12 protein-coding genes are annotated in these 18,135 nt (G+C 35.4%); 3 read left to right on the plus strand and 9 right to left on the minus strand.

The genetic code is table 11. From position 1 onward, the window contains the following. Positions 1 to 276 (plus strand): OmpA family protein (locus tag DMZ43_RS12185; protein WP_131508618.1); only part of this gene is annotated, 276 nt, incomplete at its 5' end. Between the two features lie 56 nt (positions 277 to 332). Here DMZ43_RS12185 and DMZ43_RS15070 read toward each other — a convergent pair. The 3 genes from DMZ43_RS15070 to DMZ43_RS12200 all read right to left on the minus strand — a co-directional run bounded on the left by DMZ43_RS15070 (position 333) and on the right by DMZ43_RS12200 (position 4,961). Then, positions 333 to 554, minus strand: a complete 222-nt coding sequence (locus tag DMZ43_RS15070) for a hypothetical protein (RefSeq protein ID WP_238155818.1) — start codon at positions 552 to 554, stop codon at positions 333 to 335. A gap of 220 nt (positions 555 to 774) precedes the next feature. Then, entirely contained in the window at positions 775 to 2,157 is a 1,383-nt protein-coding gene (locus DMZ43_RS12195; protein ID WP_129760807.1) for a DUF5689 domain-containing protein, read from the minus strand. A 35-nt stretch (positions 2,158 to 2,192) separates the two neighbouring features. Next, positions 2,193 to 4,961: a carboxypeptidase regulatory-like domain-containing protein gene (locus tag DMZ43_RS12200; protein ID WP_129760808.1), complete on the minus strand. Its 2,769-nt coding sequence runs from the start codon at positions 4,959 to 4,961 to the stop codon at positions 2,193 to 2,195. Positions 4,962 to 5,099: 138 nt separating this feature from the next. On the opposite strand from DMZ43_RS12200, the gene DMZ43_RS12205 reads away from it, so the two are divergent. After that, a complete protein-coding gene (locus DMZ43_RS12205) occupies positions 5,100 to 6,158 on the plus strand; it encodes an endonuclease/exonuclease/phosphatase family protein (RefSeq protein WP_131508622.1) in 1,059 nt (352 codons plus the stop codon). A gap of 54 nt (positions 6,159 to 6,212) precedes the next feature. Here the strand turns inward: DMZ43_RS12205 and DMZ43_RS12210 are convergent, their stop codons facing one another. From DMZ43_RS12210 to DMZ43_RS12235, 6 genes are all read right to left on the minus strand, one after another. Next, a complete protein-coding gene (locus DMZ43_RS12210; RefSeq protein WP_131508624.1) occupies positions 6,213 to 6,659 on the minus strand; it encodes a hypothetical protein in 447 nt (148 codons plus the stop codon). A 63-nt stretch (positions 6,660 to 6,722) separates the two neighbouring features. Beyond that, positions 6,723 to 9,074: a penicillin-binding protein 1C gene (gene pbpC, locus DMZ43_RS12215; RefSeq protein WP_131508626.1), complete on the minus strand. Its 2,352-nt coding sequence runs from the start codon at positions 9,072 to 9,074 to the stop codon at positions 6,723 to 6,725. An 87-nt stretch (positions 9,075 to 9,161) separates the two neighbouring features. Continuing rightward, positions 9,162 to 9,476: an antibiotic biosynthesis monooxygenase gene (locus DMZ43_RS12220; protein ID WP_131508628.1), complete on the minus strand. Its 315-nt coding sequence runs from the start codon at positions 9,474 to 9,476 to the stop codon at positions 9,162 to 9,164. Continuing rightward, the gene (locus tag DMZ43_RS12225; RefSeq protein WP_161566754.1) at positions 9,473 to 10,195 is read right to left on the minus strand and encodes a YqjF family protein; all 723 of its coding nucleotides are present in this window, start codon (positions 10,193 to 10,195) and stop codon (positions 9,473 to 9,475) included. Before DMZ43_RS12225 ends, DMZ43_RS12220 begins: the two co-directional genes overlap by 4 nt. 7 nt (positions 10,196 to 10,202) lie before the next feature. After that, the gene (locus DMZ43_RS12230) at positions 10,203 to 10,640 is read right to left on the minus strand and encodes a hypothetical protein (RefSeq protein ID WP_131508632.1); all 438 of its coding nucleotides are present in this window, start codon (positions 10,638 to 10,640) and stop codon (positions 10,203 to 10,205) included. A gap of 81 nt (positions 10,641 to 10,721) precedes the next feature. Further along, the gene (locus DMZ43_RS12235) at positions 10,722 to 16,298 is read right to left on the minus strand and encodes an alpha-2-macroglobulin (RefSeq protein WP_131508634.1); all 5,577 of its coding nucleotides are present in this window, start codon (positions 16,296 to 16,298) and stop codon (positions 10,722 to 10,724) included. Between the two features lie 237 nt (positions 16,299 to 16,535). Here DMZ43_RS12235 and DMZ43_RS12240 point away from each other — a divergent pair, with 237 nt between their 5' ends. Then, complete coding sequence (locus DMZ43_RS12240) at positions 16,536 to 18,089, plus strand: aldehyde dehydrogenase family protein (RefSeq protein ID WP_131508636.1); 1,554 nt, start codon at positions 16,536 to 16,538, stop codon at positions 18,087 to 18,089. Positions 18,090 to 18,135: the final 46 nt, after the last annotated feature.

An 18,135-nucleotide genomic window follows, 5' to 3' on the forward strand; every position in this document is an offset into this window, starting at 1 on the left:
GTACAGGTGATGCAAAAGTATCCAGAGATGGTTATCTCAGTATCGTCACATACAGACAGTAGAGGATCAGCATCATACAACATGGCCTTATCGGACAGGAGAGCAAAGACAACAGTATCCTATGTAGTATCCAAGGGGATAGACAGATCAAGAATAACAGGATCAGGCAAAGGAGAGAGTGAGCCTAAGGAAGACTGTGGATCAGGATGTACAGAGGAACAACACCAGATGAACAGAAGGTCAGACTTCATCATCGTTAGTGGTGGACCTATGTAATATTGCTTTTAAATAAAGAATATAAAAAAGCTCTATCATAAAAGATAGAGCTTTTTTTATGAGATTTTTACCAGAAATAGTATGGCAATAGCTATGGTTACAATTGGTAAAAGTATTAAAGAGACAATACTATATTGAGGATTGTTACTCTTTGTTTTAGTATTAAGAATTTTTCGTTTTTTGCCACTATAGTTCATCCAATTTCTAAAATAAAGTGCTACTGAGACTAAGATAAAAAGTGTCCAAGCTTTAGAGGATGACATAGTATTTACTTTCATTTGGACTAAGAATTCAGAAAAGAAAATACCTAAAAGCAAGACTAATGAACATTGTACTAAAGAAATGTAGGCAACACTAATTGTGTTTGAACGCTGTTTATACCTTTTTTTAATTTGATTAAAAAAGGAAAAGAATAAAGTATCAAAGGTTGTCATTTATTAAATATAAAAAAACCTGCTAAATAATTTTAGCAGGTTTTTAATAAGTTATCTAGCTTAATTAATCTACAGATATTTTTACATTATCAACATGTAATGTCATGTTTTGGTTTGATGTATCACTTCCTGTATATCTAAACGCTATATAAGCTGTTCCTGTATAAGAAGAAAGATCTACAGAACCAGAGCTTACCCAAGTAAACCATGTATCAAAATCTACAATATAACTTTTGTCTACTGTTAAAGTTGTCCAAGTTGCAGTTGTTACTCCATCTTCAGTACCATCAAAATCAGTTGAGATTAATACTTCTAAAGGGTCATGACCTGCATCAGGATAAGCATGCTCAGTTGCAAAAGTAAATGTTTCACCTGTTTGAGCATCCATATCAATTCCTGGAGTGATTAACCAAGCAATATTAGAAGAGTCTCCAGAGTTATAAGGATTAAGCTCAGCATAACCGTTTCCAGAATATACTTGCTCAGTCCAAACTACACTACCAGCTTCAGCATAGTTAATCCAACCATCAATATTAAGTTCAGTATTATCGATTGCCGAACCAAATCCTTCTTCAAAAACAGGATCGCAACGTTGATCGTTAAAGTCAATATCACTAGTGTCATTAAGGCTTAATACTATTTCATCTCCTCCGTAAGTTTGGTAAACAACTCCTGAAATAGTTCCTCTGAATTCAGTTGGAACAGGTAAGTCAGAAAAACTTGCAAATGAGCTAGTAAATACATCAAATTCATAACCTGATTCACAACTAGACATTGCTCTTTGTGTATCAAAATCATCATAAGGATCAACAAATGGTCTACCTTCTAAATCACTTAAAAACTGCATGTTTTCTAAAGACACAAACATTCCTAAGTGTGAAGAGTTAATGTCTGAAGGATCTACAACTAAAGGAACAATGGTTTCAGTAACATCAGATCTAAAAACATAGTCAGGTACCATCGCAGCTGTTATTTCAGTTACTTCATCACCATCTTCTAATCCAATACTTAAAAGTTCGTTAGAGTTTTCTCCAATGTATAATCCATTTAAAGAAACATAAACTTCTCTACCCTTATTAAATTGATTGTATGAATCAACTTGATTTAAAAGTATACCTATTGCTGCTGTAGGGTTTTCAGGTGCATCTTGCATGTAAAACTCTTTATAGAAATTTCCTGTTAAATCTGAAGAAGATACATAACCTTTTACAACAATGTTAGATTCTATTGCAGTAGGTGCGCCATTATATAAGTTTTTTACATCTGCAATACTCATCATTGACCAATTGTCTGACATAGCTACAGAATCTAAAATACGTTGAAGACCTAAGTTTTCTTCAGTTCCTAAATTACTAGGAATAGTAAAGTCGTCATCTTCTACACATGAAGTAATAGTAAATAATACCATTAAGCTTAATGCGTACGTTAATAATTTGTTTGTTTTCATAATTTGTTAATTAATTTTATTTAATTTTTCTTTTTCTAGAATCTAAAATACACATTTACAAAGTAGTTAGTACCACGACCGTACCAATATTTTGGTCCAAACACTCTTTTTGGGTTTGCAGTGTCGTCTCTAAGCTCTCTATAATTCGCGTTTCTACCTTGTTCAAAACCTCCAGTTTTGTACTCTTTGTCTAATAGGTTACCTACACTTGCAAAGAAACCAATGTAGTAATCGTCAATTTTCCAAGATTTTCCTCCTATAAGGTTAACTACCATATAATCGTCAAATTCTTCTTGTTTTAATAACTCAGTAGCAATAGCTTCATCATAGTCATTAAATGGTAATCCATCAGCATCTAAATAGAAATTTTCAGTTCTTGTTAATGGATTAATATCTAAGTATGCGTTTGAGAAAAAGTTTGCTGTTGCACCAAACCACCAGTAGTCTGGATCACGATATTCAAAACCAATTGAAGCAGCACGTTGTGGTCCTCCAGCAATTTTATAATCTTTTAAGTTAGCTTCTCCGTAAGAGATTGAACCATCTTCTGAAGTGAAACTAGCTGATGTTAAGTATAAATTAGGATTGTTATCGTATGTGTATTGTCCTACTGAAGCAGCACCTTTTAACTTAATTGTAGGTGTTACTTGCGCTTCAATACCAAACTCTGCTCCTATATGTCTTTTATCTATACCTTGTAATACTTCTTGAACAAAAGCAGAAGTTTCGTTATCCTGAATATCAAAACCACTTAAACCATCAGCATAGTAAAAAGATACTTCGTTAGCATCTTCTATTTTTGAATAGAAACCTGTAAGTCTAGCTTTTACAATTGGAGATCTAAAAATATAGCTTGCATCAACTGAGGTTACTTTTTCTTCTTCAATACCTCTTACGATATTGTGGTTTTCTCTTGAGTTAGAGTACGTGTTTCTTAAAGAAGGTGCTCTTGTAATGTAACCAGCGTTAACATCAAATAAGTGTTTACCTGTAATTTTATAAGTAAATCCACCTTTAGCACCAAAACCAGTAAATGATAGTTTTTCACCTTTACCGTATGAACCGTCTCCAGCAAATCTACTGTGTTCCCAAAGACCTTCTCTTTGATATTGTGTGCTTGTTAAACTACCAGCAACATAAAAATCAACTTTGTTGTATTTGAATTGCGCTTGAGCATAACCTGAAACGATATCGGCATGTAAGTTATAGTTATATCTAAACTTGTCTCCTTCACCTACACTACGGTCAGGGTTTTGAGCATCAAATTGATAACCATCAAAAGCATCTACGTTTAAAGCTCCAACAGTAGAACCTAAAACATCAATGATTTCACCAAAATTTTCTGATTTTAATTTTCTGTAATTAACAGAAGCATTTAATAATATATTTTGAGAAAGCTCAGAGCTTAAAATAGTATTAGCTGTAATTTGTTTATCGTCACTTCTGTCTTCATATAAAACATAAGCAGCATTATCACCATTAATATTATTGGTAAGGTTGGCGTCTATAATTCTGTTCCAGTCTAACTGACCATCGTTAATAAATTCTTGTTCAGCTGTATAAGCACCTGCATAATCAGGACCATCATTATCTGCTAAAAAGTAACTTGGTAGTTTTTGGTAATAAGCAGGACTTGGGTTAGCTCCACCTGAGAAATCTAATCTACTATTTCCTAATTTACCAAATTGGTAAGCAACATTTGTGTTTAAAGATGTTTTGCTGCTAATATCCCAATAGTGGTTTAACATTAAAATTGGTTCTTCAACTTCTTTTACACGAGAGTTACGCTTTTCACCATCTAAATAACCCCAATATTCATTATACTTAATTCCTTTTAAGTCATAAATTTCTTGTGTGTTAGGAGAAGATTTTCCTCTTCTGTTAGGCGCATAAATTGAAGTAAAGTTTATGCTGTGCTTGTCATTTATTTTTTTCTCTATAGAAGCAAAAAATGAATTAGCATCATATAGTGTTGCATCTTGGAAACCTTCATTTCCCCAACGTCTTCCTACCATAAAAGTGTAAGCCCAACCACCTTTTACTAAACCAGAAGCATAACTAGCCATTAAACGGTTAGTGTAACTTCTATTTGAAGATGAATATGTAATACGAGCACCTTTTCTGTAGCTAGAAGCTCTTAAATTAATATTTGTAGTTCCTAAAACACCACCAAAGTTGTAAGCAGAAGGTGTTAAACCAGTAGTTAATTCTTGGTTACGTAACACGTCATTAAGTCCACCCCAATTACTCCATTGTGGTCTTCCGTCAAAAACTTTGTTCATTTCAATTCCATTAAGTAATATGGAACCGTTTTCAGAATCTAAACCTCTTACTCTAAAGAAAGAAGAACTAAATTCAAATGCAGCAGTACGCTGAAAGATGTCTTGCGATGATTGTAAAAGACCAGAAATGTTATCAGCAGCACTGGTATCATCGTTTAACTCATCGTCAGAAAGAGTGATAGTAAATAAATCAACAGAGTCAGAGACATCAATATCTAATGTCATGTCTGTAATATTCACTGTTCTTCCTTCATTTACTACAATAGGATATCTTTTAGTAGTATATCCATTTTTTGAAATTCTTAAAACTTGCTCACCTAGTGGCACGTTTGAAGAAAATGTAAACTCACCAAGAGCATCTGTAGTAGTTGTTTGTTGTGTTTCTTCTATTGTAATCGTTACACCAGGAATTGGTTCAGATGTTACTGCATCTTTAACACTACCTTTTACAATTGTGCTTTGAGCATACATTGTAAGAGATGAAAAAATTCCAAATAGAAAAATTAATAAACTTTTTTTCATACTAAATTTTAAGTTAATTGTCTTGTCTACATTAAATAATTATTATTTAAGGCGTGCAAATTTACATTATTTATAATAAATATATACTTTTGGCCTGAGTTTTGTACTCATATTAATGATAACATAACATAGCTATAAATGAAATACTTGAAAATTTGTGCTGCATTACTACTTGTAGCATCTTTTTTTACCGCTAATGCGCAAGAGAAAAAGAAATTTAAAATTCACACAGTTGCTTTTTACAATTTAGAAAATTTATTCGACACCATTAATGACCCATTAAAGTTTGACGAGGCGAGTCCAATTATGGAAATGAGCGCTAACAGACAAGAGGTTTATGAGAAAAAGGTTAAAAATATGGCGAGAGTAATTTCTGAAATTGGTGCAGATGTTACAGGAAACGCTCCAGCTATTATTGGTGTTTCTGAAATTGAAAACAGAGATGTACTTGAAGATGTTGTTAACGATCCTCAATTATTAGATAAAGATTATGGTATTATTCATTACCATTCACCAGATGCTAGAGGAATTGACGTCGCTTTATTGTATCAAAAAAAGTTATTCAGACCAATAAGTACAAGTTCTCACGAGTTGAAACTCTATGATGATATTAGTAGAAAACGTGTGTATACTAGAGATCAACTTTTAGTGAGCGGAGAATTAGATGGTGAGTTAGTACATGTTGTGGTTAATCACTGGCCTTCTCGTAGTGGTGGTGAAGCACGTAGTAGACCAAAGCGTGTTGCAGCAGCTAAACTTAGTAAGCGTATTGTAGATTCGCTCCAGTCTATCGATCCTTATGCTAAAATATTCATTATGGGCGATTTAAATGACGATCCTACCAATGAAAGTGTAAAAAAGGTTTTAAAGGCTGAAAACAGTAAAGACAAAGTAAAACTTAAAGGAATTTATAACCCTTATGAAGATTTTTTCAAGAAAGATGGCTTAGGAACAACAGCATATAGAGATGCATGGAGTTTATTTGACCAAATTTTGGTTACTAAACCTTTAATTGAAAAAGATTACGATTCATTTAGAATGTACAAAGCAGGTATTTTTAACAAAAACTACTTAACAAATAAGTATGGACGTTATAAAGGATATCCATTAAGAAGTTTTGCAGATGGTGGATTTACCGATGGCTTTAGTGACCACTTTCCAGTATATGTTTATGTCATTAAAGAAGTAAAAGAATAAGAAGAATTTTCTTCAAATAAAAAAAGCGCAAATATTTATTTGCGCTTTTTTTATTTAAGCTATACCCAACCAAATTTTCCATGGTATCATATACAATACAAATGCTAACGCAATAGTATAAAATATAGCCAAAAGTTTAAACTTAGGTTTAGAAGTTAATTTCTTTTTATGTTTGGAATAGCCAATTGTAATAAGTACAACAGCAATAATCATCGCAAAAGGATGCTCAATAATTTTAGAACGTAAATCATCATTTCCCATGATACTATTCATTCCCATATCACTAATCAAAGCCATATAATCAGATACAAAAAAGAATATTAACCCTAATAAGAGCTGTATATGAGAAGTAATAAGAGTGAATAATGAAACTCTAAAATCAAAGGCTTGAAATTCTTTGTTGCCAAAAAACTTAACAAGAGCATTAACAGTAGCAATGATTAAAACCAAAAGCACCAAGTAAGCCCAATAGGAATGTAAAAATTTAATAGTATCGTACATAGTTAGTATATAAAATGTTTGTAAAACAAAAATAGCGATTTTATGGCATCAATAAGCATAAGCTTATTCTGAAATTGTAAAATGTCGCTTCGCTTCATTACCAAATTCATCTACCACAGTAATTAAGTGCTTACCTTGTTTAGGGATAATGGCGAGTTCGTGGATGTCTTTCGTGCTTCCCATATAAATATCATCAACATACCAAAACACAGTAGTTTCAGGTTTTGAATGGGCGATTTGGAGCACTAAATCGTTGGTTGAACCGTCAAAATCTTTTGGCAGAAAAATACTGTTGTTTTCCTTCGGATAAATAAATGCCATTGAAATACTGTTTTCACCCAAACAATCACTTCTAAATTTGGGCAAAGGCTTGTAAAACGGGTTTTTGGTTTTGTAATAATACCCCATCAAAGGTGGCAGCACAAACCACGATTTATGTATAATATTGCTTGTGCTTTCGCAGGAAGAATTCACTTGAAAGGTTTCGCTTTTATCCAAATGCACCAACACATGATATGGACAAGGTTTGGTTTTCAATCCGCTAATTTGAATGAATTTATTTTCGGTATCATCACAATTTGGCGATGCTCTATGACCACTTTTTTTACAGATAGTAACCTCTTGCATTTCATCAAAAGGTTTTGCAAACCATGGGCTGTTGGGTAACACATCAAACACATCAAATAAAATAGGAGCTGCAGCTTGTACTCCAACCAAACCTGGTCTGCCTTCTCCATCGGCATTTCCAACCCAAACACCAACCACGTAATCTGTTGTAGTGCCAATAGCCCAAGCGTCACGAAAGCCAAAACTGGTGCCTGTTTTCCAAGCAATTTGTTTAGAACCATCAAAAAACTCCCAGTTTTCATCACCTTCTGGTCGGTTTACTTCTTTTAAACTTTCGTAAGTGAGATAAATGGAGCCTGCATCAAACAGTGTTTTTTCGTTGGTTTTTTTTCCGAAGTCAATCGTTTCCGAAGCTAAAAATGTAGGTTCACAAAATTCGTTGGAATAATATTCGCTCGACGTTTCAGAAAAATGATTTAAGGTCGAAGACAATGCTGCGTAGCTTTTGCACAAATCCCAAAGGTTGCTTTCGGCACCACCAAGAATAAGCGATAAACCGTAATGATTAGCGTTGTATTTTAAATCTTTAAGCTGAAGTGTTTTTAGGTAATGATGAAATCGATCCAACCCAAACTCCTGAAGCATCCTAACAGAAGGTACATTCAGCGAACGAGACAAAGCTCTACTTGCTGGTATGGCACCATCATAAGTTTTGTTGTAATTCTCGGGATTGTAACTGCCAAATTGTGTCGGTACATCTGCCACTAAAGTGTTGGGTAAAATATCGCCAGCATCAAGCATTGCAGCATATAAAAACGGTTTTAAAATACTACCTGTACTTCTTGGTTTGTCAATAATATCCACATCTTTTTGGTGGGATTTATCGGTAGGCGTGTTGCCCACATAAGCCAAAACCTGTCTGGTTTTTACATCTAGAACCAAAACTGCAGCATTGTAAATTTCATTCTGACTTAATTCATTGTAATGTCTTTTTACAATACGATTAACCTGCTGCTGCAATGGTGTGTTGATGGTTGTTTTTATGTGTTTACCAGAATAATTTTGAGTCACTTTTTGCAACAAATGAGGTGCGATTTGTGGCAACGGAAACGGTTTTTGTGGCAAACTTTCGGCAACGGATAAATTATAAGTTAACGAATCAATAATTTGGTTTTGAAGCAATTTTGCTAAAAGACGGTTGCGTTTTTTAAGTAAGCGCTCCTGATTTTTCCCAGGGTAAATTAAACTAGGAGCATTAGGTAAAACAGCTAAAGTGGCACTTTCAGCCCAAGAAAGTTCATTCGAATTTCTGTTAAAATAACGCCACGAAGCAGCATCTAAACCAACGACATTGCCTCCAAAAGGTGTATTGCTGCTATAGTAAGAGAGAATTTTATCTTTGGAAGTTCGTAATTCTAAACGTGTTGCCAGAACAATTTCAATGGCTTTTTCAAAATAGGTTCTGTTTTTACCTTTTCTGGATAATCGAATCACTTGCTGCGTAATGGTGCTTCCGCCACGTTTTATACCATCAGATTTTAGATTTTCGCGTAAAGCCTTAAAAATGGAAACTGGATTAAAACCAGGGTGTTTGTAGAAATATTCGTCCTCAAACTGAATAATACAAGTTTTGAATTTCTCTGGAATACTATCGTTATGCGGAAATCGCCATTGACCGTCTTTTGCAATTTGAGCACCTAATAATTCGTCGTTTTTACTAGTGATAACCGTTGCAGTTGGGTCTTTGAAAAGTTGTTTTGGCAAACAGAAATAATAGGCAATCAGTAATACAAAAAGTACTACTGACTTTATTTTGTTGTTTTTTATGTAAGATAAGAGGCGTTTCAAATTAAGTGCTAGATTTTGTCATTCTGCGCTGCGACGCAGAATCTATTTTATTTGGATTCCGCATCAAGTGCGGAATGACAGCTTTGATTATATTTCTCCAAACTTATACTCACGCTCTACCTTACAAATTTTCACATTATACCAACTGTACCAATCTTGTCTGCCTTTTTGTTGCGCTACTAGATGATCGGTGTGCTGTTTCCAGTTTTTTATAGCTTCCAGACTTTCCCAATAGCTCACTGTAATTCCAACTTCGTTTCTTGCGCTATCCATACCTAAAAAGCCGTCTTGAGTTTTGGCAAGTGCTTCCATTTGGTTTGCCATTTCTGCATAACCTTCAATATGCTCTTTTTGAGTTGAAGTGAAAATGACTGCATAATATGGTTTAAAATCTTTCTTCATAATATGAGCTTTCTTTTGTCCCAAGTTAAAACTTGAACTCCTTTAGAGTAGTGTATTCTATCAGGTTTGTTATTAATTAAGTGATTGAATTTAGTGTAATCTAGTTCTAACTTTTTTATAGAAATAGATTCCATTGGCCATTCTACGTGATGCACATCGTACTCAATAATATGGTTTTTATAATCCTGAAAAACCGCATAACGTTCGGTTAGCCAAATATCGGTTTCATCTTTTATAATCTGTTTGTTGTCAAAACGATATTCAGTGTAAAATGAATTGTCGTAATTCTTGTTTATGGAAGTAAAGCTAAAGTCCGTTCGTTCCATTTTAGAATAATAATACGGAAATTTAGACATTGCTTTTAAAACCTTGCACGAGGAGCGTTTACCGCCTTCCATACTTAAAAAGTAAACACTGGGTTTGCCATTGCAAGTAATATAAACCCGTATGTTTATTTCATGAAAATCTGATATATGTGGGACTTTAGGCAAACTTCTTACACCAATATTATTCATATTAAAAGCCACCAAACTAACCCAAGTTTTTCCGTTAATCGTATCTACCGATAAACCTTTAGGTAGAAAAGGTGTTATTTGCTCTAGAGTAACTTCCCAATGCAAAAAAATGGCTTTGTTCCATTCCTGATAATATTTCCAAGAGCGCGAAGGAACTTCAAAAGGCCTGTGTTTGGTATGTTTTAATATTTCTTTTGCTTTCAAAACGAGATTAATGATTTATATAATTATACAACTTCGGGAATTCATCTTTAAAACGTTTATCATCCATTTTACCATCATAATCATTATCGCCATATTCTAATCCTACATCGATTAATCCTTCGAAATCTTGTTCGTTTTCAGGAAATCTTTTAACTAAACTTATAAATTCCTCCTCACCTAGTCTGTAAATAATTTGTGTTATTACATAGCCTAAATCATAACTACTAGCAGCACCTCCATTAGGAAAATTTTTCAAACTAACTAAAGCATTAGTATCCTTGTTCAAGGATTGTTGAATCAACTTTTTCATTTTTTTGTTTCTACTAAAGCTTTGATGAACAAATAAAGTGTCACCTATAACAATCCCATCAACATTATCAGTTTTACAACCGACTAAAAGAGAAGTTGTAAATGCAAAAATTAAATAACAAATTACCTTTCTCATATTATGAGTTTAATTTTGTCATTCTGCGCTACGACGCAGAATCTATTTCATTTGGATTCCGTATCAAGTACGGAATGACAATTACTTCTCAACAGTTATCCATTGTCCTTTAGTTCTCACCAAATACTCATTATCATACATCGCTTCGGCTTGAATTCCTGGTAAATAATAGGTTCCTAAATAGGAAGCGTTCAACATCACGTTAAAGGTTTTGGTGTCATGTTTTCCTTTTTTACTTAAATTGAAATAGAAATTCACACGGTCATCTCTTATGTCGGTATAACGTGCTTGACTTGTAGTCGTATCTCCAAAATCGGTGAAACGTGTATTGACGATTTCCCAACCTGAAGGGAAAATTTGCGTTAACGCTACATCGTTAACGCTTTCATTTTTAAGGTTACTTACGCTAACGGTTGCTACAAAATCCTGACCTTGTTGCAGTTTGGAAACATCTATTTTGTTACCTTTTAAATCTTTGTATTGCACCGAAACACTCAATCCGCGTTGTTCTGCAATTTCTTCACCTAAAGGTAATTTTCCTGAATTCAGTACACGCACATACACCACATTATCAATGTTATTGGTAAACGAAAGTGAATTAGCACCATCAATAACCTTGAGTTCGCGTTGCGCAATGGCACTTTTGGTGTTTATGGTTTCGGTTTTACCATTGTTGGTGTAGTTTATGTTCAAGGCTTTTCCGCCATTAGCTTCCACCATTTTTGCCATAGCCAACAAGCTGTAAGCTGTGGTTTGGGTACTCATCCAGCGATTTCCAGATAGTTCTTTGGCAATGTATTGCGCCAATTCGCGCTGTTTTGGATTTTTGGTCAAGACCATAGTCTCTAAAGCCATGGCTCTATTTCTATCTACCGAACCGTAGGTGTAATAGTTGTATCGAGGCGGTTGAAAATTAATATTGGCACGTTGCGAAATGCTTTCACTCGCTTCTTTTTGTCCTGCCAAAGCGTAGGCTGCTGCCAATCGCCATTTGGCTTCGTTGGAAATTTCCGAAAACTCACGCAAACGGTTCATGCTTGCTAAATCGGGTTCACCAGCCAACGCCAAAGTGTATAATCGGTAGGCTTGTGCCAAATCTGAATTGTAGGTTCTGTAACTCGGTCTCCAATCGCGAGCAGCTTGTTTTTGATAACTTAACCAATTGCTTTTGAAGGTTAATGGCAATACAAAACCTTTCTTTTCAGCTTCCAACATAAAATGTCCTGCATAACTGGTGCTCCAATCGTTAGCGGTATTTTCTCCCATCCAATAACTCATTCCGCCATTTGGCTGCTGAAAATGGGCTAATTTTTTAATACCATTTTCAATGTTGGATTGAATGTTTTGCTTTTTATCATAGGTTAAATCGAAAATGTCACTCAAGAATAACTGTGGAAATACAGCCGAAGTGGTTTGTTCCAAACAACCGTGAGGATATTGAATTAGATATTGCAGTCTGCGTGTGAAATCCATTGGAGGCAAGGTTGAAAATTCTACTGTCGCACTATTGGTTCCTTCAACACCAAAGGTTGAAAAATCCAATGAACCTGTAGCTTTAACTTCTAAAGTTTTGTCGATAGCTTTTGAAGTAATTGGATTCGGATTCACCACATCCAGTTCTACTTTGTAAATTGATTTTTCGCCATTTCCGGAAGCAATTACTTCAACGGTATTGATACCTTTTACTTTACTCACATCCAATTCAAAATACGCCATTTGCTCATCAGGTTTTGTGAAACTCAAGTTTTGGGTTTGCGCACCAACTATGGAAATGCCATCGCTTAATTTCAAGCTAATATTGACGTTTTTCACTTTGTTTTCCATCGCAAAAACAGTCACAGGAAGCATTACTTTTTCGCCAGGGCTTAATTTCCGCGGAAGCGAAGCCAACACCATCAACGGTTTTTTCACTAGTACGGTTTTGTCGGTACTTCCGTAAGCTTCTTTAGTATTGTCACCAGCAACCACCATAGTGCGAACCGAACCAATATAATTTGGCAGTTTAATGCTGTGCGTGTTGTTTTCACCAGCCTTTAAGGTAAAAGGCCCTAAATAGGTAACCACAGGTTTAAAACGGTTGGCTTTTTTGTTCTTTCCAGCCAATGCGCTGCCATCACCACCAATGGCAAATACTTGGTCGATACTACCAGAATAAGCGCCAATAACATCGTCGAAAATATCCCAAGTTTTTACGCCCAAAGCTTGACGCTTGTAAAATTCATCCCAAGCATTTGGAGTTTTAAAACGGGTTAAATCGAGCAAACCTTCTTCCACCATCGCAATAGTGTAAGTCATGGATTTGTTGTTTTTTTCTGAAACCGAAACTTTAAATTCTTGTTCTGGTTTTAACACATCTGGCATTTTTAGTTGAGGTTCCAACTTGGTATTTGGGTCTTCCACCATAATTGGAATGACGCCATACAAACGAATTGGTAAATCGTTTGCCGAAATAGCGTGTGGCTGCAACAACGAAATATTTACGAACACATTTGGCGCCATTATATTGGTTATAGGAACATCCACAACCGTTTCGCCTTGTTGGGTTTTTACCCATCTGTAATCGAGAACTTCGGTGCCATTTTCTATACTTACCAAAGCACGTCCTTCGTTACCAGAATTAAAAGTGATTTTTGCCGTTTCGCCAACATTGTACTGTTCTTTATCGGCTGAAAACACTAACATTTTAGCCGCTTCTTTATCGTTTGAAGGTGCTTTTTGCCACCAGTTTTTATAGAAATAAGCGGTTCGTCCTGTGGCGTGACCACTTTTTGGGTCAACCACTCTAATGAGATAACGACCACGTTCGTTATCTGGAATTTTTATGCTGAATGAGCCTTTTCCGTTGGCATTGGTATTGACTTTTGTGTCTAAATACGGTCTGTGGTAGGTGCTCGACACGTAACTCGATAGGTTGTCGTAAGAGGAATTCCACCACCAACGCCATTCAATTTTATAGACTTTTACTTCAAGATTATTGCGTTTAATCGGATTACCATCTTTATCGACCGCAACCACATCAAAGGTTTGGTTTTCATCTGTAAAAAATGAGCCGTAGGCATTTCCTTTAGGTGATTTTAATCCAACAAACGACTCGTAAGGTGCATATTGTTTGGTAAAAGCATCCATTGAGAAATCGCCACCATTTTCAAAAGCGCGAACCAAAAACTGTACGTTCAGCATTCCTGGAGCATTTTTGCCGACTTCCAATTTTTTGTTGATGCTTGCTAAACCTTCGGCATTTACATTGCCTTCAAACACGTTGATTTCTTCGGTGTTGAACTCGCGCGTTGGATCGTTAAAAACGTAATCGGTATAATTTTTAAACCCTGAATACGACGTGCTGAATTTCGCTTTCACTTCAGCTTTCAGATTTTTTCCAGCAGCTCCGTGAAGCCATTTTACGTCCAAAGTTCCGTTTAATGGTTCGTTGCTGGTTAAAATGTCGTTTTCAAAATCGACTTTAAGTTTTAATCGGTTTGGTTTTACGGTTTCAATTTTTAATCCTTTATGAAATGTTGCACCACCAACTGAAACTTTGGCGTTGTATTTTCCGGTTTTGTCTTCGGTTGATGTTGGCACGGTAAACGTGTAAAAATTGTTGAGGTTGTCCGCAGTAATGTTTTTGTAGATCAACTTGCCATTAGGGTCTGTGATTTCTAGTTTTACGGGATGTCCTTTTGGGAGTTTGTTGGCAACATCATTCAACATAAAAGTTAAATGTAGTGTGTCTCCAGGTCGCCACACACCACGTTCGCCATAAATATAGCCTTTAAGTCCGCGTTGCAATTTGTTTCCGGAAACATCAAATTTACTTAACGATAATGAATTGCCATCAGCCAATTTTACATAGGTTTTGTTGGCGCCTTTGGTGACAATGGCAAATGACGCGTGTTTTTCGGCATCAATAGTTACGAGTCCATCTTTGTCGGTAAATAAAGAAGCGATTTCTTGTTGCTGAAAGTTGTAAATTTTCACTGAAGCATTGGCTTCCAGATTGGTGGTTAAAATATCAGTTACCGCAAAATAATAGGAATTGTTGGTGCTTTTTTTAGCAATGACACCCAAGTTTGAACCCAACAGATTTTGAGATACTATACGGTTTTCGTTGTAATAGGCTTCGTGACAAGGGTTATCGCGTTCACGCCAATTGTAAGTGTAATTTCGGTATCGGTAAGTGAGGTTATCCCAATATTCTTCTTCTTTTAATTCTTCATCTTCGGTAAAAGTCTCATTGTAATCGCCTTCGTAATAATAGTCTTCTTCGTAGTAATAATCGTCGTATTCATCATCTTCTGCATTGGTGACAGAGGTGTTTGCAGAGCAATCGTACAACGAATAATTTTTGTTGAAACTCAATTCCACACGATACATTGCGCCAGCATCAGCCTTAAAATAATGGGATAAATCAATGCTGTAGGCTTTCCATTTTCCAGTGTTTTCGGCAGCAGTTTGTAGTTGAATGGTTTGTTTGGCAATGCGACGACCAACTTTTTTAATGTTGTATTCGTTGTTACTGTTGAGGTTGTTATCCTGTAGAAATTGTAAAATATTATCTTCAAAAATCTTGATGATGCGTACATCAACAGCACTTAAATTTACCGCTTCAAAGTTGAATTTTAGTTCCTGTGAATTTGGTAAAATGGTACCATTGCTGATTAATCGAACTTGTGGTTTTAATTCTTCAAAAGCAATGCTTTCAGAAAACGGTTTTTTGAGTTTAAAGCCTTCATCGTTGGAAATGCCTTGAAACACATCAACCAGAATATTACCAACCAGTTTACTGTCTGGATACACTTTTAGCACGTTGCCATCAACAACATATTTTGGGTTTTTTACATTTTGAATAGTGACCAATCCGTCAAAGTTTTGCTGTTTTTTTAATGGGTCGGAAAAGTTTATAGAAAGGTATTGTTCAGGTGATTGAATGACATCTACATCAATAATGGTGAAGTTGTTGATGCCGGGAATAAGCACTTTGTTTTCGCCAGAATTATCTGCTTTTATAGCTTTTCCATTCCATTTTACGAGAATTTCGCTGTCCTCAATTTTTCGGTTGATGCTATCAATTCTAAATTCAAAAACTTTTGAACGCGTGTTGTTTTCATTAAAAACAATGGACAGATTTTTTCCGTCTTGAGATGCTTCAACCAAATTTTTAGCATCTTCTAAATTAATCACATCTGCCGAACGTAAAATAGACTCTAAATACTGCCAGTTTTTGCTGTAGGATTGTAGGTTGTTGGTAACGATACTGAAATTTGGTGTGATGGTTTTAAACTGAAAGGTGTAATCTTCAAACCCTTTCGGAATGTTATCGTAAATCTTGTTCAGCTTTACTGCAACTGTGTATTCTGTTGCAGGTTCTAGAGGTTCATCTGGAGTAAAAATTAGTGTGTGTTTGTTCACTACTGTTAGTTTTCCCTCGGAATGTGGTGAGATAGACACGATCTTATCGGTAATTTCTTGTCCCATTTCCCAACCCTCAACATCGTTTGCCAAATTAATTTGAATAGGATCAACTACCGAAACTAATCCTGAAGAGGTGTAACTTATATAGTCTCTAAATTTAAAAAGGTTGTCGGTTTCTACTTCTTTCTTTTTGCAGGATGCGACTAGCGTAAGCACAGCTACGATAGCCAAAAATTTTCTTAATGGCATAGATTGATGGTTTTAAAAAATTGAACTTAATAAAAAGAAGTGTAGGTAATTCCTTATAAAATAATTACGCTCAATTTTTAAGTTTTAGTCTTTGGGTTTCTGTTAAATAAGTCTTAAAATTTTAATTGAACTTAAAGTTTTAAAGTTACGTTTTTTAAAAATGAACTCTCAAGTTAAAACGACAATTTATTAGTATCTTCGCATAAAAATTTAATAATTCATAAAAAAACGACAAATATGGATGCAATCGCTACCGATTTCGGAATAAAAGAAGCGTTACAACAATTAGGAGTTAAAGATATAAATGAAGGTACATCTACAGGTGTAAATAACTTCTCTAATGGAGATGTTATTGAAAGTTATTCTCCTGTTGATGGAAAATTGATAGCCAAAGTAAAGGCGACAACAAAAGACGATTATGAAAGAGTGATGCAAGCAGCTACTTCAGCATTTAAAACTTGGAGAGTAATGCCTGCGCCACAACGTGGAGAAATAGTACGTCAGTTTGGAGATAAATTAAGAGAAAAGAAAGAAGCTCTTGGTAAATTGGTGTCTTATGAAATGGGTAAATCTTACCAAGAAGGTTTAGGTGAAGTTCAGGAGATGATTGATATCTGTGATTTTGCTGTAGGGTTATCTCGTCAGCTTCATGGTTTAACGATGCACTCTGAAAGACCAGGACATAGAATGTATGAGCAATATCATCCGCTTGGTGTTGTTGGGATTATTTCTGCATTTAATTTCCCTGTAGCTGTTTGGTCATGGAATACAGCTTTAGCTTGGATTTGTGGTGATGTATGTGTTTGGAAACCTAGTGAGAAAGCTCCAATTTGTGGAGTAGCTTGTCAAAACATTGCAGCTGAAGTTTTTAAAGCCAATAATTTACCAGAAGGGATTTCTTGTTTAATAAATGGAGATTATAGAGTTGGTGAAATGATGACTAAAGATACACGTGTACCTTTAGTATCTGCAACCGGATCAACAAGAATGGGTAAAATTGTAGCTCAAGAAGTTGCAGGGCGTTTAGGCAAAAGCTTACTGGAATTGGGAGGAAACAATGCAATCATTGTTACACCTGATGCTGATATTAAAATGACTGTTATAGGAGCAGTGTTTGGAGCTGTAGGAACTGCAGGACAACGTTGTACTTCTACAAGACGTTTAATTATTCACGATTCAATATACGATAAAGTAAAAGACGCTGTAGTAGATGCCTATAAGCAATTACGAATTGGTAATCCATTAGATGAAAACAATCATGTTGGACCATTAATTGATACTGATGCAGTAAAAATGTACCAAAATGCATTAACACAAGTTGTTGAAGAAGGAGGAAATATTGTTGTTGAAGGCGGTGTACTTTCAGGAGAAGGTTATGAAAGTGGTTGCTATGTAAAGCCAGCAATTGCTGAAGCCCGAAACGACATGAAAATTGTACAGCATGAAACTTTTGCTCCAGTGTTATATTTATTAAAATACTCTGGTGATGTAGAAAATGCTATTGAGATGCAAAACGGTGTAGCTCAAGGATTGTCTTCAGCGATTATGACTAATAACTTACGCGAGGCAGAGCGTTTCTTATCTCATGCAGGAAGCGATTGTGGAATTGCTAATGTAAATATAGGAACGTCAGGAGCTGAAATTGGTGGAGCCTTTGGAGGTGAAAAAGAAACTGGAGGAGGACGCGAGTCTGGTAGTGATGCTTGGAAAGTGTATATGCGTCGCCAAACAAACACTATAAACTATACTACTGAGTTGCCATTAGCGCAAGGTATTAAGTTTGATTTATAAACTGTTTTTTTAAATAAATTAAAGCCACATCGAAAGATGTGGCTTT

It is taken from the genome of Meridianimaribacter sp. CL38 (assembly GCF_004328055.1).
In the GTDB taxonomy this organism is placed as follows: Bacteria; Bacteroidota; Bacteroidia; order Flavobacteriales; family Flavobacteriaceae; genus Gaetbulibacter_B; species Gaetbulibacter_B jejuensis.